This is a genomic window from Pseudomonas karstica, from assembly GCF_009707515.1.
Classification (GTDB): Bacteria; Pseudomonadota; Gammaproteobacteria; order Pseudomonadales; family Pseudomonadaceae; genus Aquipseudomonas; species Aquipseudomonas karstica.
Genome location: NZ_WLYI01000028.1, coordinates 39,968 through 64,035, shown reverse-complemented (window position 1 = coordinate 64,035; position 24,068 = coordinate 39,968). Strand labels below are relative to the sequence as shown.

General features: G+C 57.5%; 19 protein-coding genes, 4 tRNA genes and 1 pseudogene. 16 read left to right on the top strand and 8 right to left on the bottom strand.

Annotated elements, in window-relative coordinates; all coding sequences use genetic code 11:
- Nucleotides 1-4: 4 nt before the first annotated feature.
- Together pbpG and folD are read right to left on the bottom strand one after the other, a co-directional pair.
- Nucleotides 5-946, bottom strand: a complete 942-nt coding sequence (pbpG, locus tag GIR22_RS19530; RefSeq protein WP_178122360.1) for a D-alanyl-D-alanine endopeptidase — start codon at nt 944-946, stop codon at nt 5-7.
- 331 nt (nt 947-1,277) lie between these two features.
- A complete protein-coding gene (gene folD, locus GIR22_RS19525) occupies nt 1,278-2,132 on the bottom strand; it encodes a bifunctional methylenetetrahydrofolate dehydrogenase/methenyltetrahydrofolate cyclohydrolase FolD (RefSeq protein ID WP_154744904.1) in 855 nt (284 codons plus the stop codon).
- A 275-nt stretch (nt 2,133-2,407) separates the two neighbouring features.
- Between folD and GIR22_RS19520 the strand changes: the two genes are divergently transcribed.
- The 11 genes from GIR22_RS19520 to GIR22_RS19470 all read left to right on the top strand — a co-directional run bounded on the left by GIR22_RS19520 (nt 2,408) and on the right by GIR22_RS19470 (nt 12,980).
- Nucleotides 2,408-2,484: transfer RNA gene (locus GIR22_RS19520), tRNA-Arg, on the top strand.
- A 32-nt stretch (nt 2,485-2,516) separates the two neighbouring features.
- A tRNA-His gene (locus GIR22_RS19515) sits at nt 2,517-2,592 on the top strand.
- 55 nt (nt 2,593-2,647) lie between these two features.
- Nucleotides 2,648-2,732: transfer RNA gene (locus tag GIR22_RS19510), tRNA-Leu, on the top strand.
- 78 nt (nt 2,733-2,810) lie between these two features.
- Nucleotides 2,811-2,886 (top strand) — tRNA-His (locus GIR22_RS19505).
- A gap of 402 nt (nt 2,887-3,288) precedes the next feature.
- Nucleotides 3,289-4,599, top strand: a complete 1,311-nt coding sequence (gene tig / locus GIR22_RS19500; RefSeq protein WP_154744903.1) for a trigger factor — start codon at nt 3,289-3,291, stop codon at nt 4,597-4,599.
- Between the two features lie 91 nt (nt 4,600-4,690).
- Entirely contained in the window at nt 4,691-5,326 is a 636-nt protein-coding gene (gene clpP / locus GIR22_RS19495) for an ATP-dependent Clp endopeptidase proteolytic subunit ClpP (protein WP_154744902.1), read from the top strand.
- 112 nt (nt 5,327-5,438) lie between these two features.
- Complete coding sequence (clpX, locus tag GIR22_RS19490) at nt 5,439-6,722, top strand: ATP-dependent Clp protease ATP-binding subunit ClpX (protein WP_154744901.1); 1,284 nt, start codon at nt 5,439-5,441, stop codon at nt 6,720-6,722.
- 145 nt (nt 6,723-6,867) lie between these two features.
- Nucleotides 6,868-9,264 (top strand): endopeptidase La, encoded by a 2,397-nt coding sequence (gene lon / locus GIR22_RS19485; RefSeq protein ID WP_154744900.1) that lies wholly within the window; start codon nt 6,868-6,870, stop codon nt 9,262-9,264.
- A gap of 148 nt (nt 9,265-9,412) precedes the next feature.
- Nucleotides 9,413-9,685, top strand: a complete 273-nt coding sequence (locus GIR22_RS19480; protein WP_003174819.1) for an HU family DNA-binding protein — start codon at nt 9,413-9,415, stop codon at nt 9,683-9,685.
- A 231-nt stretch (nt 9,686-9,916) separates the two neighbouring features.
- Entirely contained in the window at nt 9,917-11,791 is a 1,875-nt protein-coding gene (locus GIR22_RS19475) for a SurA N-terminal domain-containing protein (protein ID WP_154744899.1), read from the top strand.
- A 376-nt stretch (nt 11,792-12,167) separates the two neighbouring features.
- Nucleotides 12,168-12,980 (top strand): DUF2242 domain-containing protein, encoded by an 813-nt coding sequence (locus GIR22_RS19470; protein WP_154744898.1) that lies wholly within the window; start codon nt 12,168-12,170, stop codon nt 12,978-12,980.
- Nucleotide 12,981: 1 nt separating this feature from the next.
- On the opposite strand, the pseudogene GIR22_RS25995 reads toward GIR22_RS19470, so the two are convergent.
- Nucleotides 12,982-13,146: pseudogene (locus GIR22_RS25995) on the bottom strand (transketolase-like TK C-terminal-containing protein); the annotation flags it as partial.
- 99 nt (nt 13,147-13,245) lie between these two features.
- Here GIR22_RS25995 and GIR22_RS19465 point away from each other — a divergent pair.
- On the top strand, nt 13,246-13,422 hold the full coding sequence (locus GIR22_RS19465; protein ID WP_154744897.1) for a hypothetical protein: 177 nt from the start codon (nt 13,246-13,248) through the stop codon (nt 13,420-13,422).
- Nucleotides 13,423-13,430: 8 nt separating this feature from the next.
- Here GIR22_RS19465 and GIR22_RS19460 read toward each other — a convergent pair whose 3' ends face one another.
- Both GIR22_RS19460 and GIR22_RS19455 read right to left on the bottom strand, forming a co-directional pair.
- Complete coding sequence (locus tag GIR22_RS19460) at nt 13,431-14,471, bottom strand: AraC family transcriptional regulator (RefSeq protein ID WP_154744896.1); 1,041 nt, start codon at nt 14,469-14,471, stop codon at nt 13,431-13,433.
- 3 nt (nt 14,472-14,474) lie between these two features.
- Nucleotides 14,475-15,605 carry a carbon-nitrogen hydrolase family protein gene (locus GIR22_RS19455; RefSeq protein WP_154744895.1) on the bottom strand — a complete coding sequence of 377 codons (1,131 nt, stop codon included), beginning with the start codon at nt 15,603-15,605 and terminating at the stop codon, nt 14,475-14,477.
- Nucleotides 15,606-15,816: 211 nt separating this feature from the next.
- Here GIR22_RS19455 and GIR22_RS19450 point away from each other — a divergent pair, with 211 nt between their 5' ends.
- Nucleotides 15,817-17,856, top strand: a complete 2,040-nt coding sequence (locus GIR22_RS19450) for an NADPH-dependent 2,4-dienoyl-CoA reductase (protein WP_154744894.1) — start codon at nt 15,817-15,819, stop codon at nt 17,854-17,856.
- Between the two features lie 56 nt (nt 17,857-17,912).
- The gene (locus GIR22_RS19445; RefSeq protein ID WP_154744893.1) at nt 17,913-18,809 is read left to right on the top strand and encodes a 1-aminocyclopropane-1-carboxylate deaminase/D-cysteine desulfhydrase; all 897 of its coding nucleotides are present in this window, start codon (nt 17,913-17,915) and stop codon (nt 18,807-18,809) included.
- Here GIR22_RS19445 and GIR22_RS19440 read toward each other — a convergent pair.
- The 3 genes from GIR22_RS19440 to GIR22_RS19430 all read right to left on the bottom strand — a co-directional run bounded on the left by GIR22_RS19440 (nt 18,806) and on the right by GIR22_RS19430 (nt 22,134).
- The gene (locus tag GIR22_RS19440; protein ID WP_154744892.1) at nt 18,806-19,351 is read right to left on the bottom strand and encodes a cytochrome b; all 546 of its coding nucleotides are present in this window, start codon (nt 19,349-19,351) and stop codon (nt 18,806-18,808) included. The genes GIR22_RS19445 and GIR22_RS19440 overlap by 4 nt on opposite strands.
- Nucleotides 19,352-20,153: 802 nt before the next feature.
- Entirely contained in the window at nt 20,154-20,984 is an 831-nt protein-coding gene (gene phnX / locus GIR22_RS19435; protein WP_154744891.1) for a phosphonoacetaldehyde hydrolase, read from the bottom strand.
- A gap of 40 nt (nt 20,985-21,024) precedes the next feature.
- Nucleotides 21,025-22,134 (bottom strand): 2-aminoethylphosphonate--pyruvate transaminase, encoded by a 1,110-nt coding sequence (locus tag GIR22_RS19430; RefSeq protein ID WP_154744890.1) that lies wholly within the window; start codon nt 22,132-22,134, stop codon nt 21,025-21,027.
- A 127-nt stretch (nt 22,135-22,261) separates the two neighbouring features.
- On the opposite strand from GIR22_RS19430, the gene GIR22_RS19425 reads away from it, so the two are divergent.
- Nucleotides 22,262-23,134: a LysR substrate-binding domain-containing protein gene (locus GIR22_RS19425; RefSeq protein WP_154744889.1), complete on the top strand. Its 873-nt coding sequence runs from the start codon at nt 22,262-22,264 to the stop codon at nt 23,132-23,134.
- A gap of 142 nt (nt 23,135-23,276) precedes the next feature.
- On the top strand, nt 23,277-23,981 hold the full coding sequence (locus GIR22_RS19420) for a YebC/PmpR family DNA-binding transcriptional regulator (RefSeq protein WP_154744888.1): 705 nt from the start codon (nt 23,277-23,279) through the stop codon (nt 23,979-23,981).
- Nucleotides 23,982-24,068 lie beyond the last annotated feature (87 nt).

The window sequence follows — 24,068 nt, the reverse complement described above, 5'->3', positions numbered from 1 at the left end:
TGCTTCAGCGTTCGGATGCTTGTACCGTCGCACCCTGGCGACTTTTCAGGTTCTTGTCGGCCTTGTAGCGCAGGGCCACGTCCGGTACCGAGCCGCTCTTGCCGGTTTCAACCCATTTGCGAATACGGCTGGCGTCGGCAAAATGCGTGAATTTGCCAAACGCGTCGAGGATCACCAGTGATACCGGGCGATTACCCATGCTCGTCACCAATACCAGGCAGTGGCCGGCCTGGTTGGTAAAGCCGGTCTTGGTCAGCTTGATGTCCCAGTTGGCGCGGTTGACCAGGTGGTCAGTGTTGGAAAAGCCCAAGGTGTAGTTGGGTTTGCGGAAGGCTACGGTTTTTTCCTTGGTGGTGCTTAGTTCACTGAGCATCGGGTATTTGCGCGCCGCTTGCAGCAATTTGCTCAAGTCCCGGGCCGTGGAAACGTTATGGGTCGACAGGCCCGTGGGCTCTACATAATGAGTCTTGGCCATGCCCAGCGCCTTGGCCTTGGCGTTCATCGCTGCAATAAAGGCAGCGTAGCCGCCCGGGTAATGGTGGGCCAAGCTAGCGGCGGCGCGGTTTTCCGAGGACATTAGCGTTATCAGCAGCATCTCTTTGCGCGGCATTTCGCTGTTGAGCCTGACCCGTGAAAACACCCCCTTCATTTCCGGTGTGTCACTGATGTTGATGTCGATGTACTCATCCATGTTCTGTTTGGCATCGAGTATGACCATGCCGGTCATCAACTTGGTCACGGAGGCGATCGGCACGACCACGTCCGGATTGCTGGAGTAGATGACTTTGTTGGTCTGCAGGTCCACCAGCATCGCGCTGCCGGAGGCGATATGCAGTTGCGAAGTGTCCCGGGGGGCGAGAGTGGTTTCGCGAGCGTCGACGGTGGCGCTGACGACTGTGCCTGTAAATGCAAAAAATAGGCTGACAAGAGATAGACGAATTTTCACGCGGATGAACTCGCTAATAAAAAGTAGGGATTGCCGTTCTGCAACGGGACTTTCTGACAAATACCGTTACATTCTAGAAGTATGGATCAGAAAACGATAGAAAGCCTTTAGATAAAGGCTCTAACCCGATGATTGGTCAGTAGTTGGCGAAAGCCCATAAAAAAACCTCGCGATAGCGATGCTGTTTGTAGGAGCGAGCTTGCTCGCGAAGAACTCATAGGCGACGCGTTTATCCAGGATGTACGCGTTATCGTTGACGTTTTTCGCGAGCAAGCTCGCTCCTACGCTGAACGGCATTGCGCGATAGCGAGGTTTTCAAGTTTGCGGGTTATCAGCTGTGCAGGGTTTCTGCTGCGTACAGCGTATTTTCCAGCAGGCAGGCGCGGGTCATTGGGCCTACACCGCCTGGAACCGGTGTAATCCAACCGGCGCGGGGCAGGGCGGTTTCATACACCACGTCGCCTACCAGCTTGCCGTCATCCTGGCGGTTGATGCCCACGTCGATGACGATGGCGCCTTCCTTGATCCATTCACCTTTCACCAGGCCCGGTTTGCCGGCGGCAACCACCACCAGGTCAGCTCGGCCGACATGGCCGGCCAGGTCCTTGGTGAAACGGTGGGTGACCGTCACGGTGCAGCCAGCCAGCAGCAGCTCCATGGCCATCGGACGACCGACGATGTTCGAGGCGCCGACGACCACTGCGTCCAGGCCGTACAAATCAACGCCGGTGCTTTCCAGCAGGGTCATGATGCCCTTCGGGGTGCAAGGCCGCAGCAGGGGAATGCGTTGCGCCAGGCGGCCAACGTTATAAGGGTGGAAACCATCGACGTCTTTGTCCGGGCGGATGCGTTCCAGCAACTTGGAGGCGTCCAGATGCTCTGGCAGCGGCAACTGCAACAGGATGCCGTCGATGTTCGGATCATCGTTGAGGTTGTCGATCAGGTCGGTGAGGGCCTGCTGGGTGGTATCGGAAGGCAAGTCATAGGCCTTGGAAATAAAGCCGACCTCTTCACAGTCTTTACGCTTGTGTGAGACATAAACCTGAGAGGCAGGATCGCTGCCGACCAGGATCACCGCGAGGCCCGGCGTGCGCAGGCCTTGCAAGCGGCGCTCGGTGACTCGTTGGGCGATCTGCTGGCGCAGGCTGGCGGCGATTGATTTGCCGTCGATAAGTTGTGCAGTCATTACGCGTGATTAACCATCGAGAGGGAGAGGAAAAGTGCGCGTATTCTCGCATGCCAGGACGTGAGGGCAAAGGCGCTTGGTCTGCAAATTCCTCTAACCCCTTAAATAAAATGAATTTTTTTCAAAAAGGATTTGACGACCTCTGGGGGCGCCTATACTATTCGTCGCACTTGTCGGGCACAGCCTAGCACTGGTTAAGAAGGTCGAGCAGAATAGTTGTTCTGTAAGGCTGGAAGCATTTAGTTTGTAATCCTCAAAGAGTACAGATTAATAAGGCGCCCGTAGCTCAGCTGGATAGAGCATCCGCCTTCTAAGCGGATGGTCGCAGGTTCGAGTCCTGCCGGGTGCGCCATTAGGCAGCTTTGGCACAAGTAGCGCTATATGGTGGGCGTAGCTCAGTTGGTAGAGCACGGGATTGTGACTCCCGTTGTCGAGGGTTCGATCCCCTTCGTCCACCCCATATTTAAAAGGCGCCAGATCAAAAGTCTGGCGCCTTTGCTTTAAGAGCTTCAAACGCGGATGTGGTGGAATTGGTAGACACACTGGATTTAGGTTCCAGCGCCGCAAGGTGTAAGAGTTCGAGTCTCTTCATCCGCACCAATTAAAGCGTCATCCATGCCTGCGGGCTTGGTTGGGGCTCAGCAAAGAGGTTGTTTGGCTTCTTTGTTACGCAATATGGTGGGCGTAGCTCAGTTGGTAGAGCACGGGATTGTGACTCCCGTTGTCGAGGGTTCGATCCCCTTCGTCCACCCCATATTTCGAAAGGCGCCAGATTTAACAGTCTGGCGCCTTTTTTGTTTTAGCGGTTCGAATATTCAGCGGCTGCAGGTTCTGGGTCGCAAGGGCGGTGCGTTTCGTCGCATTTATGTGTCTCGATGATGCCGCGCTGTTCGCTGGTCTTGCTCGCGAGGCTGGCTGCCGGGGAGTTGATTGGCAGGCTCTTCTATATATAGAAGGGTTGGCGCAGGGCTCTGGCGTGATTGGCTGTATTTGCCACTGGGGCGAGAAGCATTCGTGCGTTCGTCCCTATAAATTGCCTGCTGTTTTTTTACCCGTTTCCAGTAGGGTGACTTCTTGAGTTTGACCCACTAGAATGCATGCCCTTGATTCTGGGGTCGGAAACGGCCGGCTAACGTCTGTGCAACGAGGAATATCCATGCAAGTTTCTGTTGAAAATACTTCTGCTCTTGAGCGCCGCATGAGCATCACCGTGCCGGCTGAGCGCATCGAGACTCAGGTCAACAAGCGTCTGCAGCAGACTGCACAAAAGGCCAAGATCGCTGGTTTCCGTCCAGGCAAAGTGCCGATGAGCGAAATCAAGCGCCGCTTTGGTGCTGACGCACGTCAGGAAGCTGTTGGTGATGTCATCCAATCCTCCTTCTACGAAGCGGTTGTTGAGCAAAAACTGAACCCGGCTGGTTCGCCTTCGATCGAGCCTAAAACGCTGGAAGCGGGCAAGGACCTGGAATACGTTGCAGTATTCGAAGTGTTCCCTGAGTTCGAAGTTGCCGGTTTCGAAGGTATCGCTATCGAGCGCCTGAGCGCTGACGTAGCAGATTCCGATCTGGACAACATGCTGGAAGTCCTGCGCAAGCAGAACACCCGTTTTGAAGTGACCGATCGTGCCGCTCAGAACGAAGACCAGTTGAACATCGATTTCGAGGGCAAGGTTGACGGCGAAGTATTCGCAGGTGGCTCGGCCAAGGGCACTCAGCTGGTGCTGGGCTCCAACCGTATGATCCCTGGTTTCGAAGACGGTCTGGTTGGCGCTAAAGCTGGCGAAGAGCGCGTTCTGAACCTGACCTTCCCGGCTGATTACCAGAACCTGGACCTGGCTGGCAAAGCCGCCGAGTTCACCGTGACCGTCAACACCGTTTCCGAGCCCAAGCTGCCAGAACTGAACGAAGAATTCTTCACTCAGTTCGGTATCAAGGAAACCGGAATCGAAGGTTTCCGCACCGAGGTTCGCAAGAACATGGAGCGCGAACTGCGCCAGGCCATCAAGTCCAAGGTCAAGAACCAGGTCATGGACGGTCTGCTGGCTGCCAACCCGATCGAAGTGCCAAAGGCCCTGCTGTCCAACGAAGTGGATCGCCTGCGCGTACAGGCTGTTCAGCAGTTTGGTGGCAACATCAAGCCTGACCAACTGCCGGCCGAGCTGTTCGAAGAGCAAGCCAAGCGTCGCGTTGTGCTGGGCCTGATCGTGGCTGAAGTGGTCAAGCAGTTCGACCTCAAGCCCGACGAAGAGCGTGTTCGCGAGATGATCCAGGAAATGGCTTCGGCCTACCAGGAGCCTGAGCAGGTTGTGTCTTGGTACTACAAGAACGACCAGCAACTGAACGAAGTGCGTTCAGTTGTGCTGGAAGAGCAAGTTGTGGATACTGTTCTGCAGAAGGCTAAGGTGACCGATAAAGCGGTCTCTTACGAAGAAGCAGTCAAGCCGGCAGAAGCAGCACAAGCCGACTGATTGTCCAACTCGTTCGAAATATAACCATAAGCCAGCCTCGCGCTGGCTTATGCGTTTTCAAGACATGACTATTTGGGAGTAACTGCAGAGCATGTTCCGTAATTCGTATATTCAGCAGAACTCTGATATCCAGGCCGCAGGCGGCCTGGTCCCGATGGTTGTCGAGCAATCTGCTCGTGGCGAACGCGCCTATGACATCTACTCGCGCCTTCTCAAGGAGCGAGTGATCTTTCTGGTTGGTCCGGTAGAGGACTACATGGCCAACCTGATCTGTGCGCAACTGCTGTTCCTTGAAGCGGAAAACCCGGACAAGGACATCCATCTCTATATCAATTCCCCGGGCGGTTCGGTGACAGCGGGCATGTCGATCTACGACACCATGCAGTTCATCAAGCCAAACGTGTCGACCACCTGTATCGGCCAGGCATGCAGCATGGGCGCGTTCCTGCTTACCGCCGGTGCCCATGGCAAGCGTTTCTGCCTGCCGAACTCGCGCGTGATGATTCACCAGCCATTGGGCGGTTTCCAAGGCCAGGCGTCGGATATCGAAATCCACGCCAAGGAAATCCTCTTTATTCGTGAGCGTCTCAACACGCTGATGGCCAAGCACAGCGGGCGTACCCTGGAAGAAATCGAGCGTGATACCAATCGCGATAATTTCATGAGTGCAGAAATCGCGCGTGAATACGGGTTGATCGACGAAGTGATCGAAAAGCGCCCTGCTTAAAATAAGCAGCTCAAAATAGGGCTGGTCGGCTGGTCCGATCATCGGCGGGCTTGAAAAAGCCCGCAATAGCCTTCATCTTGTGTTGCAAGCCTATCGGATTTGGATCGAACGAATGACTGACACCCGCAACGGCGAGGACAACGGCAAGCTGCTCTATTGCTCCTTCTGTGGCAAAAGCCAGCATGAAGTACGCAAATTGATTGCCGGCCCCTCGGTCTTTATCTGCGACGAGTGCGTCGACCTGTGCAATGACATCATCCGTGAGGAGGTGCAGGAAGCCCAGGCCGAAAGCAGCGCGCATAAATTGCCTTCGCCTAAAGAAATCAGCGGCATCCTTGATCAGTATGTGATTGGTCAAGAACGTGCGAAAAAGGTTTTGGCTGTAGCGGTGTACAACCACTACAAGCGTCTGAACCAGCGTGACAAAAAGAATGACGACGTCGAGCTAGGCAAAAGTAATATCTTGCTTATCGGTCCTACAGGTTCGGGTAAAACCCTGCTTGCAGAAACCCTGGCTCGCCTGCTGAACGTTCCCTTCACCATTGCCGACGCAACCACCCTCACTGAGGCGGGTTATGTGGGTGAAGACGTTGAGAACATTATTCAGAAGTTGTTGCAGAAATGCGATTACGACGTAGAAAAGGCCCAGATGGGTATTGTCTACATCGATGAAATCGACAAGATTTCGCGCAAATCCGACAACCCTTCGATTACCCGGGACGTTTCCGGCGAAGGCGTGCAGCAAGCACTATTGAAACTGATCGAAGGCACGGTTGCTTCCGTACCGCCACAGGGCGGCCGCAAGCATCCCCAGCAGGAATTCCTTCAGGTTGATACGCGTAACATCCTGTTCATCTGTGGCGGTGCGTTCTCCGGCCTGGAAAAGGTTATTCAAAACCGTTCCACCCGTGGCGGCATTGGCTTCAGCGCAGAAGTACGTAGTAAGGAAGAAGGCAAGAAAGTCGGTGAGTCCCTGCGTGAAGTCGAGCCTGACGATCTGGTCAAGTTCGGTCTGATCCCGGAATTCGTCGGTCGTCTGCCGGTCCTGGCAACGTTGGACGAGCTGGATGAGGCTGCATTGATGCAGATCCTCACCGAACCGAAAAACGCCCTGACCAAGCAATATGCCAAGTTGTTCGAGATGGAAGGTGTGGATCTCGAGTTCCGTGCTGACGCGCTCAAGTCGGTGGCCAAGCGGGCACTGGAGCGCAAGACCGGTGCCCGTGGTTTGCGCTCGATTCTCGAAGGCGTGTTGCTCGACACCATGTACGAGATCCCCTCGCAGTCCGAGGTGAGTAAAGTGGTGATCGACGAAAGCGTTATAGAGGGCAAGTCCAAGCCACTGTATATTTATGAAAACAGTGAGCCGACAGCCAAGGCTGCACCTGACGCGTAAGCGTTGTCCTGTCGAAATGAAACAAGGGGCCTAATGGGCCCCTTTGTTTTTACTGTGTTTAACGACTGTCAATAAGCTTGTTTTTTTTGTAATCAGCCCCCATCTTGGCTTCAAGCTTACTTTCATCTGTCATAGAGGCGAAATCATGAAGACAACCATTGAATTGCCTCTCCTGCCGTTGCGTGATGTCGTTGTGTATCCGCACATGGTTATCCCGCTGTTCGTGGGTCGCGAGAAGTCTATCGAAGCCCTCGAGGCCGCGATGACGGGCGACAAGCAGATCCTGCTGTTGGCCCAGAGAAATCCTGCTGACGATGATCCTGGCGAAGACGCCCTGTATCGCGTTGGTACCATTGCTACGGTTTTGCAGTTGCTCAAGCTGCCTGATGGCACCGTCAAGGTGCTGGTGGAAGGTGAGCAGCGTGGTGCGGTCGAGCGCTTCATGGAGGTGGATGGTCACCTGCGAGCCGAAGTAACGCTGATCGACGAAGTCGAGGCCCCTGAGCGCGAATCCGAGGTCTTTGTCCGTAGCCTGCTCTCCCAATTCGAGCAGTACGTGCAACTGGGCAAGAAAGTCCCTGCAGAAGTCCTCTCCTCCCTCAACAGCATTGATGAACCAAGTCGCCTGGTCGATACCATGGCAGCGCACATGGCGCTGAAGATCGAGCAGAAGCAAGACATCCTCGAAATTATCGATTTGTCGGCTCGGGTCGAACATGTCCTGGCGTTGCTGGATGCCGAAATCGACCTGCTGCAGGTTGAGAAGCGCATCCGCGGTCGCGTCAAGAAGCAAATGGAGCGCAGCCAGCGCGAGTACTACCTGAATGAGCAGATGAAGGCCATTCAGAAAGAGCTGGGTGACAGTGAGGAAGGCCACAACGAAATCGAAGAGCTGAAAAAGCGCATCGATACCGCCGGGCTGCCGAAAGATGCCCTGGCCAAAGCCAACGCCGAGCTGAACAAACTCAAGCAGATGTCGCCAATGTCGGCCGAAGCCACTGTGGTTCGTTCCTACATCGATTGGCTGGTGCAGGTGCCGTGGAAAGCTCAGACCAAGGTGCGCCTGGATCTGGCCCGCGCTGAAGACATTCTTGATGCCGACCACTATGGCCTTGAAGAAGTCAAAGAGCGCATCCTCGAATATCTCGCCGTGCAAAAGCGTGTGAAGAAGATTCGCGGCCCGGTGTTGTGCCTGGTGGGACCTCCTGGTGTGGGTAAAACCTCGCTGGCTGAGTCCATTGCTCATGCGACAAACCGTAAATTCGTACGCATGGCCTTGGGTGGCGTGCGTGACGAAGCGGAAATTCGTGGTCATCGCCGGACTTACATCGGTTCGATGCCAGGAAGATTGATTCAAAAGATGACAAAGGTGGGTGTGCGCAACCCGCTGTTCCTGCTCGATGAAATCGACAAAATGGGCAGCGACATGCGTGGCGATCCGGCCTCGGCCTTGCTGGAGGTACTCGACCCCGAGCAGAACCACAACTTCAACGATCATTACCTGGAAGTCGACTACGACCTGTCCGACGTAATGTTCCTGTGCACCTCCAACTCCATGAACATTCCGCCGGCACTGCTGGATCGAATGGAGGTGATTCGTCTGCCGGGCTACACCGAGGACGAGAAGATCAATATCGCCGTCAAATACCTCGCGCCCAAACAGATTTCGGCCAATGGCCTGAAGAAAGGCGAGATCGAATTTGAGGTCGAGGCGATCCGCGATATCATTCGTTACTACACCCGCGAGGCCGGTGTACGGGGCCTTGAGCGTCAATTGGCGAAGATCTGCCGCAAGGCGGTCAAGGAACATGCCCTGGAAAAACGCTTCTCGGTGAAGGCTACTGCTGAGTCCCTGGAGCACTACCTGGGCGTGCGCAAATTCCGTTATGGCCTGGCTGAACAACAGGATCAGGTCGGTCAGGTCACGGGCCTTGCCTGGACCCAAGTGGGTGGCGAGTTGCTGACCATTGAGGCCGCCGTGATTCCGGGCAAAGGTCAGTTGATCAAGACCGGTTCCCTGGGTGATGTGATGGTCGAGTCCATCACTGCCGCACAGACCGTGGTGCGCAGTCGCGCCAAAAGCCTGGGGATTCCCCTGGACTTCCACGAGAAGCACGACACCCATATCCATATGCCGGAAGGGGCAACCCCCAAAGACGGCCCTAGCGCTGGCGTAGGCATGTGTACGGCACTGGTATCAGCCTTGACCGGTATTCCGGTGCGCGCCGATGTCGCCATGACTGGGGAAATTACCCTGCGTGGCCAGGTGCTTGCCATTGGTGGCCTCAAAGAGAAATTGCTCGCTGCACACCGCGGTGGTATCAAGACGGTGATCATTCCTGAAGAGAATGTTCGTGACTTGAAGGAAATTCCCGACAACATCAAACAGGATCTGCAGATTAAACCGGTTAAATGGATTGACGAGGTCCTGCAAATTGCGCTGCAATACGCGCCGGAGCCCTTACCGGATGTGGTTCCTGAGATAGTTGGAAAGGATGAAAAGCGCGAGACTGATTCCAAGGAAAGAATTAGCACGCATTAATACGTTTAAGCCTGGGGGGCTTCCTTGACAGCTTTTTAGAGCCCTTGTTATAAAGCGGCTCTTAAGTGTCTGTAGGCCATTCAGCACTGGTTTTTGCTTTCACCAAAAAAACTTAGAATTATACTCAATAGATATAAGGGGACTTAGAGTGAACAAGTCGGAACTGATTGATGCTATCGCCGCATCTGCTGATATCCCGAAAGCCGCTGCTGGCCGTGCGCTGGACGCAGTAATCGAATCCGTCACTGGCGCTCTCAAGGCCGGCGACTCTGTGGTACTGGTTGGTTTCGGTACTTTCTCTGTGACCGATCGTCCAGCTCGCACTGGCCGTAACCCACAGACTGGCAAGGCGCTGCAAATCGCCGCTGCCAAAAAGCCAGGCTTCAAAGCCGGTAAAGCCCTGAAAGAAGCCGTTAACTAAGCTTCGTTCAAGCTTTTGCCTATCCGGGTTGGACGCAGGTCCGACCTGGCAGCGGAGCGGCTGCTGACCTGAAGATCCATTGGGTCGCCATGCCGGGGGTGTGGGTTAAAACCTCCGTCCGCTCCGCCAGTTACGAGAAGGCGCATCCTCGGATGCGCCTTTCTTCTATCCGGACTCTACCCACGCTCCACGGTTGCCTAATTTTGAAGTTCAACCGTTTCTGGGGGACGCATGCTGCAGAATATCAGGGACAATTCACAAGGCTGGATTGCCAAGACCATTATCGGGATCATCGTCGTATTGATGGCGTTCACCGGTATCGAGGCTATTTTTCAGGCTTCGACCAACAATAGTCAGGACGCGGCCAAGGTCAATGGTGAGGAAATCACTCAAAACGAGTTGGGCCAGGCCGTCGAGATGCAACGTCGGCAGTTGATGCAACAGTTGGGTAAGGACTTCGATGCCTCCTTGCTGGATGAGAAACTGCTGCGCGAAGCTGCTCTCAAAGGCTTGATCGATCGTAAGCTATTGCTGCAAGGTGCTGCCGATTCGAAATTCGCTTTCTCCGAAGCTGCATTGGATCAAGTGATCCTGCAGACACCGGAATTCCAGGTTGATGGTCAGTTCAACGCCGAGCGCTTTGACCAGGTTATCCGTCAACTGGGCTACAGTCGTCTGCAATTTCGTCAGATGCTGACTCAGGAAATGCTGATCGGCCAGGTTCGCGCCGGTATCGCCGGCAGCGGCTTTGTCACCGATGCCCAGGTCTTGGCATTTGCTCGTCTGGAAAAACAGGCCCGCGATCTCGCCACCGTCAATATCAAGGCCGATCCTTCGGCAGTGACGCTCACTGACGATGAGGTCAAGGCGTACTACGACCAGCATGCCAAGGAGTTCATGACCCCGGACCAAGTGGTCATCGACTACCTTGAGTTGAAGAAGTCTTCCTTCTTCGACGAAGTCACGGTCAAGGACGATGAGCTGCAAGCGCAGTATCAGAAAGAAACCGCCAACCTCGCTGAGCAGCGTCGTGCCTCGCACATTCTGATTGAAGTCAACGACAAGGTTGACGAGGCACAAGCAAAAGCCAAGATTGAAGACATCCAGGCGCGCCTGACCAAGGGTGAAAGTTTTGAAGCCCTGGCCAAGGAGTTTTCCCAGGACCCGGGCTCGGCGAGCAGTGGCGGTGACCTCGGTTACGCGGGCCCTGGCGTCTACGATCCAGCCTTCGAAACAGCCCTGTATGCCTTGAGCAATGATCAGGTGTCAGCTCCGGTGCGCACCCCATTCGGTTGGCATCTGATCAAGCTGTTGGGCGTTGAAGCACCGCAAGTGCCTTCGTTTGCCAGCCTGAAAGACAAGCTGACCCGTGAGCTCAAGACCCAGCAGGTTGAACAGCGTTTCGTCGAAGCGACCAAGCAACTGGAGGACGCTGCATTTGAAGCTTCCGATCTGGCCCAACCGGCCTCGGACCTGAAGTTGACCGTGCACAGCTCCAAGCCGTTTGGCCGTGACGGTGGCGAAGGTATTACGGCGAACCGTGCCGTGGTCAGCGCTGCGTTCAGCCCGGAAGTATTGGATGAGGGTGCCAACAGCACCGCCATCGAACTGGATCCGGAAACCATTGTAGTGCTGCGTGCCAAAGAGCACCTCAAACCTGCACAGTTGCCGCTGGAAAGCGTTGCTGCAGCCATTCGTGCGCAAATGACCAAGGAGCGTGCGAGCGCTGCAGCGAAGGCCCGCGCCGATGAGTTGATTGCCAGCCTGCGCGATGGCAAGACTCCGCTGGATCAAGCGGTCGATGGTCAGGCCTGGAAAGTCACCGAAGCAGTTACCCGCAGCCAGGAAGGGATCGACCCTGCGGTGCTGCAAGCCCTGTTCCGCATGCCCAAGCCTGCGTCCCAGGACAAGCCGACCTTCACCAGTGTGTCCCTGGCGGATGGTAGCCTGGTGATCGTACGTCTGAACGGTGTCAACGAAGCCGCTGCCCCGACGGACGAAGAGAAGGCCCAGTACCGCCGCTTCCTCGCCTCGCGCGTGGGTCAGCAGGACTTTGCCGCTTATCGCAAGCAATTGGAAACCAAGGCTGACATCGAGAAGTTCTGATGTTGCCAGTCGCCTGAATAAAAAGACCCCGGCCTGAAATCCGGGGTTTTTTTTGCCTGTCGTATTTAGCGAATGTGTTTCGTCGGTACGTTGCAAACAGCGTGAGTAGTACCCATAAAGCGACGGCCTATGTGAATGAAACTGCAACAACATGCGGCATCCCAAGCCAGGCAAGGTGGCAGGGGGAGAGGGCTGCGCGGGACAGAAAAACAGGCTAAGATTTCGAATCTTTCAAGTGCTATCGACTCTATGTGTGCCCGGTTTTTTCCGGCAGACGCCGTCCAGTAGGTCACGGTGTTTTACCGACAGGAATCCGCGCGCCAGAACTCGGTTCTGTTGCACAATACCGCCCTGATCGTTTTCCTCTGGATTTTTAATGTCGACATCATTTCACTTGCGTGGCCTTGGATTGGCGCTGGTTCTGGCGGGCGCTGCGGGTTGCTCGTCACCCAAGACCGCTATCTATGAGCATGAAAATTTCGACGACTCCGGCACTTTTTCACGTGACTATCCGGTCAGTGATATCGCCGCCTGTGAGGCGGCCAGGCGTGCTTTGCTGAGCCAGGGCTACATCATTACCAGTAGCGATCCGAAGCTGGTGAGCGGCAACAAGAGTTTCCAGCAAACGGGTGAGACCCATCTGCAGATCAGCTTCAATGTGGTCTGTGCCGACAATGGTAGCGCCGATCACCACTCGACGATGTTTGCCAACGCCTTGCAGGATCGCTATGCGCTGAAGAAGGTCAATAATTCGGCGAGCCTGGGGGTGGGAGTATTGGGTTCGGTGTCGATGCCGATCGGTTCCACCGATGACTCGATGGTCAAGGTGGCCAGCGAGACGGTGACCGCGCCGAAATTCTATAACCGTTACTTCTCCTTGGTGGACGTTTTCCTGCCCCAGGAAGTGAAAAAAGCCGAAAGCATCCCCGAGAAGCCCAAGACCGACCTGGGGATTCCGGAGCCTAAGGCTGCACCCGCGGCCGATGCGGTCGAGCTGCCCAAAGAGGCTCCGGTGGCCCCGACCGCTCCAGCGGTCGAACCAGCGGTGTCGCAGCCGGTCGCGCCGCCACCCCAAGCCGAGCCAATTATGCCGCAGGAAACACCTACGCCAGCGCCCCCTGTTGAAACCACGCCGACGTTGCCAGCGCCGACAGAGGAAATTGCGCCACTGCCGACTCCGGCGCAGTAAGTCAGAGGGTGACGGGATTCGACTTGTCGACGTCGATCCCGTAGCGGCCAATGGCCTCGCTGACGCGACTGCGGCTGATCGCGCCGTCATCGGCCAAGGCTTTCAAGGCGGCGAGGGCGATGAAATGCCGGTCCACCCCGAAGAACGCACGCAAGGCTTCCCAGGTGCCTAATGAAATTTGGTATTTGATTGCACTTGCATTCGTGACGCGCCCTGTTAAATCCACCAAACGCTGCTACGTTTAATCTTGAAGTGCAGGAACGTCATGCTCCGGACATTTTTTCGTCATGACGGCACTTTAGGCTGGTTGTGCTGGTCATTAAGCAACCGCCTTTCTTTAAACAAGGAGTCAACAATGGACGATTATCAGGAAGAGCTGCTGGAATACCAGGCTTTTGAATGGGACCCGCTGGACCCGGCCGATGATGCGACAGAGCTGTAAGGCAGGCGTCAGGTGGAATGCCGCTGACTGCGGCGAAATTCCCCTGGGGTCTGGCTGTTCCACCGTTTGAAAGCCCGTTGAAAGGCTTGTGCTGAGGCAAAACCCAGCAAATAAGCGATTTCGCCAAACGCCAGTTCAGTGTCACGAATGTAGGTCATGGCCAGGTCGCGGCGGGTATCGTTGAGAATCTCGCGAAACTGGGTGCCTTCTTCCGCCAGTTTGCGACGCAAGGTCCAGGTTGGCAGCTTCAAGCGTGCCGCCACTTCCTCCAGGTCGGGTTCCCGGCCACCGTTGAGCATCGGCCCGAGCAAGCGGGTGATGCGCTCGCGCAGACTGCGGGTGCGAGTCAACTGCTCCAACTCTCTTTCACACAGCTGCAACAACCATTGCCAAGTACTGGGGCAATGTTCTGGATTACGCAGGGCCAGGGTGTTCTGGCTGAGGCGTAACTGATTGGACTCGGCGTCAAACTGGATCGGAGAATCTCCCAGCATACTGTAGCGTTCGCTGTAGTCGGGTGCGGCGAATTCAATTTCGATGCGTTCAGCCTGGATCGGTTGCCCGCTCAGGCTTGACAGTTGGCGTAGCCAACCGGCGATGATCGAGTCCACCACGAAGCGGTTGTAAGCGTTGTAGGGGCTGATCGAATAGAAGCGCAGCCAGGCGCCTTCGGCGTCTTCATGAAAGCTCGATTGGCCGCGATAGTTCGAACCGTACAGCGCCTCGAAGCGCGTCAGCGTGCGTGCGGCTTCTCGCACCGTGGGAGCCTGGGCGGCCGTGACACCGGCAAGCCCGGCCTGACTCAAGCGACTGAGCTGGCCCATGCGTAGGCCCAGGCCCGGATCCCCGGTCAGTTGAATGGCAGCGTGACCCAGGCGCATATAACGGGGGATCGAGAGGCGGGCGCCGGCCGCGCCGAGCCGTGCCGGGTCCAGGCCGTATTGCAGCAGCAGCGGTTGCGGGTCCAGGCCATGGCTGAGGATGGCGTCGGCCAGAGTGTGAACGAAACCCACCGACAGATCACCCAGACGCATCGGCGCAGGTTTCATGGTCTACAGCCAGATATTCAGCATGCGCGCGCCACGGGCATCGCCGTCGGGGAACAGTTGGCCGGTGCTGCTGACAAAGCTCTGGCCGCTGCTGCCTTGGTCGAAAAACTGCCCGCGCAGGAACACGCTCATGCCGGCGCGGGCCTGGCTGATGGGCTGCTGGCTGATCAGGGTCAGGCGGTGCCAGGCTTCGCCTTCGCTGAGTTCTTCAGGCTTGAGGCTGATTTCCGGCGGTGTCGAAACGCTTTTGAAGCCGCGCCACGGTTTGTCCCAGGTGTCGCGGCCAACGACGAACGCGGGTACCGCCACCAGTTGCGCGCCTTGTTCGTTGAGCTTGCGGTAGTTGTCCGGGTACCAACTGTCGCTGCCGATCAGGATGCCCAGGCGCCCGGCCGGGGTGTCGATCACGCGGATTGCGTTTTCATCGCCCGGTTCGATAAAGCCCCGTTCATCGAAGATCGGGTAGAGCTGGCGTTGTGGCTGGCCCAGCGGGATCCCGTCATGGCCGAACACCAGGCTGGTGTTGTACAGCGGGCCGTGGCCGACTTGCAATTGGCCTTGGTTGACGCTGGGATTGGGCAGGGTGATGGAGCCCGCTACCAGGGTAATGTCGAATTCCTTGGCCAGGCCGCCGAACAGAATCTGATAGTCCCGGGCCATGGCCGGTGCCTTCATGCGCAGATGAGCGTCGTCCATGCGGTTGTTGCCCTGGGCACTGATCAGTGCCCGCAGGAACAGCAATGGGTTACTGGCTGACAGCCAGTTCATCGCTTCTTTCAGGCTGGTGGCCTGATATAGCTCGTTCTTTTCGCCACGGACCATCAGCCAGGTCCCGATATGCTCCGGCAGCACCACGATGGTCTTATCGTTGAGCAAGCCCTGCTCCCGGGCCTTTTGCAGGTAGGCTGCAAGTTTCAGGTGCAGGCGTTCCAGGCTCTGGTAGTCGGCGGGAAACAGCTCTGGCTGGATGCCCAGCAAGTTGCCGCGATCGGCAGGTGTGCCTTCGTCTACCGCGAGGTTGATCCGCAGGTCCGACAGGTAATGCCCCACGGGGCGCTCCTGGGTCCAGACCAGATAGGCGGAAATGGCGGCGACCAGGGCCATGGTGAGGGTCAAAGCAAGAAGTTTACGCATGAGCAAAAGACAACGGACCAGAAGCAGGGTTCGCCATCTAGGGTAGGGCCCATGAACGCCATTGCCAAGGGCTGCTGCACATTTGGATCAATAACTTGTCAGTTTCAGTCATTGAGCGGTAAGAGGCAGGCTCTTAGTCTGTGAAGCATAAACCGATGGGAGGTCGCTCGAGCTTCCCACGTCCCGTGATGATCCGTTGTGGAGCTGTACCATGACCGCTGCTGCCTACCCGCACCTGCTGGCCCCGTTGGACCTGGGTTTCACCACCTTGCGTAACCGTACCCTGATGGGTTCCATGCACACAGGCCTTGAAGAGAAACCCGGCGGTTTCGAGCGTATGGCGGCTTACTTTGCCGAGCGCGCCCGGGGCGGCGTGGGCTTGATGGTCACCGGTGGCATTGGCCCGAACGATGAAGGTGGGGTGTATGCCGGTGCGGCCAAACTGACGACTGAGGAGGAGGCGCAGAAACACAAGATCGTCACCCGCGCCGTGCACGAGGCGGGCGGCAAGATCTGCATGCAGATTCTCCACGCCGGCCGTTATGCCTACAGCCCCAAGCAGGTGGCGCCGAGCGCGATCCAGGCGCCGATCAACCCGTTCAAACCCAAGGAGCTGGATGAAGCGGGCATCGAAAAGCAGATCAGCGATTTTGTCACGTGCTCGATACTGGCCCAGGTTGCCGAATACGATGGTGTGGAAATCATGGGTTCGGAGGGGTACTTCATCAACCAGTTCCTCGCAGCCCACACTAACCACCGCACCGACCGCTGGGGTGGCAGTTATGAAAACCGCATGCGCCTGCCAGTGGAAATCGTCCGTCGAGTGCGTGAAGCGGTAGGCCCCAATTTCATCATCATCTTCCGTCTGTCGATGCTCGATCTGGTGGAAGGCGGTAGCACCTGGGAAGAAGTAGTCCAGTTGGCCAAGGCCATCGAACAGGCCGGTGCGACCCTCATCAACACGGGCATCGGCTGGCACGAAGCGCGGATCCCGACCATCGCCACCAAGGTGCCCCGGGCGGCATTCAGCAAAGTGACGGCCAAGTTGCGCGGTTCGGTGAACATCCCCCTGATCACCACCAACCGGATCAATACCCCGGACATCGCCGAGCAGTTACTGGCTGAAGGCGATGCCGACATGGTTTCCATGGCCCGGCCGTTCCTGGCTGACCCGGACTTCGTCAACAAGGCCGCAGAAGGCCGCGCCGACGAAATCAATACCTGTATTGGCTGCAACCAGGCCTGCCTGGACCACACCTTCGGCGGCAAGTTGACCACTTGCCTGGTTAACCCCCGGGCGTGCCACGAAACCGAGCTCAACTATCTCCCGGTCAAGCAGATCAAGAAGATCGCCGTTGTCGGTGCCGGTCCAGCGGGTTTGGCAGCCGCTACCGTCGCAGCCGAGCGCGGTCATCAAGTGACCCTGTTCGATTCCGCCAGCGAGATCGGTGGCCAGTTCAACATCGCCAAGCGCGTACCTGGCAAGGAAGAGTTTTTCGAAACCCTGCGCTACTTCAAGCGCAAGTTGCAGACCACCCATGTCGAGCTGTGCCTCAATACGCGGGTCGACGTGCAACAACTGGTGGCCGGCGGTTACGACGAGGTCATTCTGGCCACCGGTATTGCCCCGCGTACACCGGCGATTCCGGGTATCGGGAACGCCAAGGTGTTGAGCTACCTGGACGTGATCCTGGGGCGTAAACCCGTGGGCAAAAGCGTCGCGGTAATCGGGGCCGGAGGTATTGGGTTTGACGTCTCGGAGTTCCTGGTGCATCAAGGCGTGTCCACCAGCCTGGACCGCGAGGCGTTCTGGAAAGAGTGGGGCATCGACACCCATCTACAGGCGCGCGGTGGCGTGGCGGGTATCACGGCCGAGCCGCATGCACCGGCACGGCAGGTGTTCCTGTTGCAGCGCAAGTCTTCCAAGGTCGGTGATGGCCTGGGCAAGACCACTGGCTGGATTCACCGTGCCGGCTTGAAGAACAAGCAGGTGCAGATGCTTAACAGTGTCGAGTACCTGAAGGTCGACGATGAAGGCTTGCACATCCGCATCGGCGCGCAGGGCGAACCTCAGGTGCTGGCGGTGGACAACATCGTGATCTGCGCCGGTCAGGACCCACTACGGGAGTTGCAGGATGGCTTGGTTGCCGCGGGGCAAAGTGTGCACTTGATCGGCGGTGCCGATGTGGCGGCTGAGCTGGATGCCAAGCGCGCCATCAACCAAGGGTCACGCCTGGCGGCCGAGCTGTAAGTACCAGGAAGGGGCGGGTTAGACTACCGCCTCTTTTTTCATGCAGATCCGCCTTCATGGGTCCCTTCGACTGGCTTCCCCACGCTCCCCTTGAACCCCTGTACTTGGATTGGCTCTCCGAGGCCCATGTCGAGGTCGCGGTGCTGCGCCTGGATCGTATCGATCCGCTGATCTCGGGCAACAAGTGGTTCAAGCTGACTGCACACCTGGCACAAGCCCGACAAGTCGGCGCCACCGGCATCATCAGCCTGGGTGGGGCTTACTCCAATCATCTGCACGCTTTGGCCGCCGCCGGGAAACGCTTCGGTTTCTTAACCGTTGGCCTGCTGCGTGGCCATCGGCAAGAAACTCCCACCGTCCTCGACCTTGAAGCCTTCGGCATGCAACTGCATTGGCTGGGTTACGGCGGCTATCGGGCGCGCAATGAGCCCGGTTTCTGGTTGCCCTGGCAAGCACAGTATCCACACCTTCATCCGGTGCCCGAGGGTGGCAGTGGCTTGTTGGGTGCGGCAGGTTGCAAGCCACTTGTGGATCAGGCACGGGAACAGTTGGGCAGCCTGGGTTGGCAAGGCTATGACGCTTGGTGGCTGGCAGTGGGCACGGGCACTACCCTGGCGGGGCTGGTGTTGGCCGAGGCGGGCGTGCATCGGGTGTATGGCGCGCTGGCCGTGCCGGATGACCATGGTGTCGCGCAGTCTGTGCGCGGGATCGTACAAAATGGGTATGAGCTGATCGATGCCAGCCGGGGTGGATTTGCCAAGGTTGATCCGCAGTTGCTGGCATTTATCGACGCTACGCAGCGCTCCTGCAACATGCCCCTGGAACCGCTTTACACCGGCAAGGCGTTACTGGCCTTGAAGGAGCAGATCAAGGCCGGACGTTTCGCGCCAGGCACTCGCCTGATCTTCCTTCACTCCGGAGGTTTGCAGGGACGTCGGGGGTTTGCGGATTAGCGCTTGGGCATCATCCGCTGCACGGTGTTATCCCTTATGAAGTAATGGTGGTAGAGCCCCGCCAAGGCGTGCAACCCGATCAACCAATAACCGAGGGTTCCCCCCAGTTCATGCCAGCCTTTGATCTGCTTGGCCAGGTCCTTGTTTTCAGCGATCAATGGCGACAATTCTATCCCGTAGAACATCACTGACTGCCCGTTGGCGCTGACCGTCAGCCAACCGAAGATCGGCATGCCGATCATGAACACATACAGCGCCACATGCATCAGTGTGGCGAGCGCCGCCTGCCATTGCGGCGGTGCCGGGACGATTTTTGGCGCGGCTCCAAGGCTACGGGCAAACAGCCGCAACCAGACCAGCACAAACACGGTCAGGCCGAACATGTAGTGCATTTGCACGATCAACGTTCTCGCGTCACTGCCCTTGGGAAACTGCCCGCGCAACTCAATGCAGGCGTAAACCACCGCCAGCAGCACTAACATCAGCCAGTGCAGGGCAATCGATAGGGAACTGTAGCGGGTATCGGAATTTTTCCACGGCATCACTGTGCTCCTCACTCATCAGGCAAGCTTCCGTTCTCTGGCGACGGAGTGACTTAAATGTAAGCCTATTCTTCGTGGATCGCCTGCGCCTGATCAATGTTTTGCGAGTTCTGGGGGGGCATTGCTGGGGTTGCTGGTGGATCGCGCCCCTTTATTGAGAATTTCCCTATAGCGTTTCTCGAGGAAAGCCGCCTTTCGTTACATCTCTGCGACTCTCCCAGGGGAACCCGATCATCCAAGTGGCCACTGACAGAGGCCGAAGTGCTCGTGTTTATTTGAACTTCGGTTAGGCGAAAGATTTAATTTTTACTTGGCTATAGATAGGTGAGGTTATGGTTTGAATATTTCCAAAGGTCGGTTTTTTTCAGGAACCAACCGAAGCGACGGACCCCACGACAAGGCGGCCCATGCTCAACAGGCACCTTGCTCGAGAGAGGTCGGTAGACCTGACCATCGGTTTGCGCAAAGACAAGAGAGCCAGCCTGCTGAAAGGCAACGGGCTGCGGAGTACGGGACACTGCCCAACCCGTTTACCTTTTTGTCCCATGTATTGGGTCGGTTTCTATCGGCAATAAAGCATTTTTTCTGGGGGGATCAGTCACATCACTCACATCACCCGCACTCCTCACATCCTATGAGTACTCATGAGGCGAGGTCGTAGGGTGCGCAGGTTGACAGGGACGTGAGCAAACAAGTGAGTGGCTTACTGTTTCAATCGATATGAGCAATACCAAGCCGTGTGCCGGTTTTTTGCGCTCACTGTGGATTTGTCAAAGTGAGCGTTTTTTCGCTGGCCGTGGACTTAGTTGCCCTGAGGCATCTCGCCTCGCGCCAGGCGTTGATTGATGTCGACGATAACGGCGGGTAGATCAATGATGGTGTCGATCATGTAGTGCGGGCGCGAGCCTTCAAACAAGGCATGGATGCGTTTGCGCTCGCTGGCGAGCGTGTCGCCGTCCAGGGCCTGGAACTGTTCATGGGTCAGGCCCAGTGCGTTGCCTGAACAGATCAGTGCCACAGTCCACATCCCGGCGCGACGGCCTTCGAGGATGCCAGGTACGGTGTCGTCGATCTTCACGCAGGCAGCCACATCATCAATGCCCAGGGCGATGACATTGGCCAGGGCCTGGGATGGCCATGGGCGGCCATTGGGCACTTCGTCGGTAGCGACCACATGGTCGGCGATGTAGCCGTTAGTGGCGGCCAGTTCGACGACTTTGTCCATGACTTGCTTGGGGTAGCCGGAGCACGAGCCGATCTTGATCCCTTGCTGGCGCAACTGGGCAATGGTGTCCAGGGCGCCGGGGATCAATGCCGAGTGTTCGGCGATTTTCTCGATCTGCAACGGCATGAAGCGTTGGTAGATGGCAGTCACATCGTCATCGGTCGGTGTGCGGCCAAAGGCCTTGCGATAGCGCTCGGCAACCTGCGGCTGGTCGCACAGGGTGCGGATGTGGTCCCACTTGCCCATGCCCATGGGGCCACGGGCTTCTTCGATGGAGACCTGCACGTCGAACTCGGCGAAGGCTTCGACAAAGATCTGAGTCGGCGCGAAGGAGCCGAAGTCGACCACGGTGCCGGCCCAGTCGAGGATGGCGGCTTGCAGCTGGTTTGGGTTTTGGTAGTTGTTCATGGCTCAAGTCCTGTGGGTAAAGGGGGTAATGTAGGGGCGATCAGATATCCAGTACTTCCATCTCTTGCAGTACCTCGGCCACCGCTGTGACCGCCGCTTGCATCTCGACTTGGTTGACGTGGCCGATGCAGCCAACACGGAAAGTCTCGACCTGGGTCAATTTTCCGGGATAAAGAATGAAACCCTTGGCCTTGACCCGTTCGTAGAACTCCCTGAACTGGTAGCGCGGGTCTTTGGGGGCGTGAAAGGTGACGATGATCGGCGCCTGGATCGCGGCCGGCAGGAAACTGTGCAGGCCCAGTTCGGCCATCCCGTCCAGCAGCACCTGGCAGTTATTGGCATAGCGCTGGTGGCGGGCCGGCAGGCCACCTTCTTCGTTGTATTGCAGCAACGCTTCGTGCAGTGCGGCGACCACGTGGGTGGGTGGGGTGAAACGCCATTGGCCGGTCTTGGCCATGTAAGTGTGTTGGTCGAACAGGTCCATCGCCAGGGAGTGGCAATTGCCTTGGGCTGCGGCCAGCGCTTGTTTGTCGGCGAAGACGAAGCCCATGCCAGGCACACCTTCCAGGCATTTGCCCGAGGCCGCGATCAGCGCGTCGAAGGGAACTTCGCGGGCATCAATCGGCAGCGCACCGAAGGAACTCATGGCGTCGATGATCAGGCGTTTGCCGTGGCGGGCGACGACCTGGGCGATCTCCGGCAGCGGGTTGAGGATACCGGTGCTGGTTTCGCAATGTATCAGCGCTACATGGGTGATGCCGTGGTCGGCGTGCAGCAGGCGATCCACGTCGGCAGCGGTGGTGGGTTCGTCTTCAGCGGTTTCGAACGTACTGAACGAGCGGCCCAGTACGTCGCAAATCTTCGCCAGGCGTTTGCCGTAAGCGCCATTGATCAGCACCAGCACCTTGCCGTCTCGCGGCACCAGGGTACCGATTGCTGCTTCTACGGCGAAGGTACCGCTGCCCTGCAACGGCACGCAATGATGGCTGTCGGTGCCATTGACGATGGTTAGCAGTTGCTCGCAGAGGCTGGCGGTCAGTTGGTTGAAGCGCTCATCCCATGAACCCCAGTCGACCATCATCGCCTGGCGGGTGCGGGCGGAAGTGGTCAAGGGGCCAGGGGTCAGCAGGATCGGCGCGGCAGTACTCATTCTCTAGTCCTCGCAAAACGTCGGAATGAAGCTCTCTGAAATGAAGCTACGGGGCATAAATTGCAGCTTGGCTTGCCATCAATCAAATTGTTTGTTGTTATGCTAATCATCAGTGAGACCGATAACTATGAACCTGTTTCAACTCCGTGCATTTGATGCTGTGGCCCGTGAGGGCAGTTTTACCCGGGCCGCCGCGCGCCTGTTCATCAGCCAGCCAGCGGTCACCGGGCATATAAAGGCGCTGGAGGAGCATTACCAGATCCCGCTATTGAGGCGTACTGCCCGACGTGTGGAGCTGACCGAGGAGGGCACCAGGCTGGCGGCGATCACCCGGGCGATCTTCGGCCTGGTGGAAGAAGCGCAGACAATGCTGGAAGCCAATCGACAACTGCTCACCGGGCGCCTGGAAGTGGCGGCGGACGGGCCGCACATGGTCATGCCGATGCTGGCCAGCCTGCGCGCCCGTTACCCGGGAATTACCGTCAATTTGCGCCTGGGCAATGCCCAGGAAACCCTTGCCGCACTGCTCTGCGAACATGCCGACGTCGCGGTGCTGACGGAGGTGGAGCCGCGCAAGGGCCTGCACCTGCAACCCTTGATCGAGTCACGTATCTGCGCGCTGGTACCGGCTGAGCATCCCTGGCTGGTGGATCCCGCCGGGATTGACCTGGAGCAACTGGACCAGGTGATCATGGTGCTGCGTGAGCCCAGCTCCATCACCCGGCGTACCTTTGATCACGCCTGTGCCCTGGCCGGGGTGCAGCCCAAGGTGTTGCTGGAACTGGACAGCCGTGAGGCGGTGACAGAAGCCGTCGCCGCGCAGTTGGGGGTGGGGGTGGTGTCATCGCTGGAAGTCAGCCGCGACCCACGGGTGCATGTGGTTCCCATCCGTGGCGAGGGGCTGGTCAACCGGCACGTGATCGGCTGCATGGAGCGGCGTCGGGAGTTGCGCCTGATCCAGGCGTTTTTCGAATTGGCGTCGGGGGCGGGTGTTAACTGAACATTCAGTCGACTGCTATCGCCAAGGCCGCTGCGGGGCTGGCCGGTTTTTTGGTGGATTAGAGACTTTTTGCCCTATAAACTCTGCCCCCAAAGCGCCGGCCAGTAGACGTCTCGGCGCGATGGATAGAAGAGAGTGAGTCATGGGCGCACAGTGGAAAGTCAAACATAGAGAAGCAGCAGCCAATGCCAAGGGCAAGATTTTCGGCAAGCTGGTGAAAGAGATCACCATTGCTGCCCGTAACGGTGCTGATACCGCCACCAACGCCCACCTGCGTCTGGTGGTGGAACAGGCCAAGAAGGCCTCGATGCCCAAGGAAACCCTGGATCGCGCGATCAAGAAAGGCGCAGGCCTGTTGGGCGAGACCGTGCAGTACCATCGCGTGACCTACGAAGGGTTTGCCCCGCACCAGGTGCCGCTGATCGTTGAGTGCCTTACCGACAACATCAACCGCACGGTGGCGGAAATCCGCGTGGCGTTCCGCAAGGGCCAACTGGGTGCCTCCGGTTCGGTGGCCTGGGACTTCAGTCATGTCGGCATGATCGAAGCCTCGCCGGACAGCCCGGATACCGATCCGGAAATGGCGGCTATTGAAGCCGGAGCCCAGGATTTCGAGGAAGGTGAAGAGGGCGCGACCCTGTTTATTACCGAGACGACCGATCTGGACGCCGTGCAGAAAGCCTTGCCTGAGCAGGGGTTCACGGTACTGTCCGCAAAGCTGGGCTACATTGCGAAGAACCCGGTCACTGGCTTGACCGACGAGCAAATGGCCGAGGTCGAAGCCTTCCTGGAAGGTTTGGACAACCATGATGACGTGCAGGATCTGTTTGTCGGCTTGGCGGGCTGAACTTCTTGTAGCCGCTGGCGCAGCCTGCAATCGGCTGCGCAGCTGCCGCCTGGGCCTTGAAAGTCTACAAGAGCGCCGCTTTCAGAT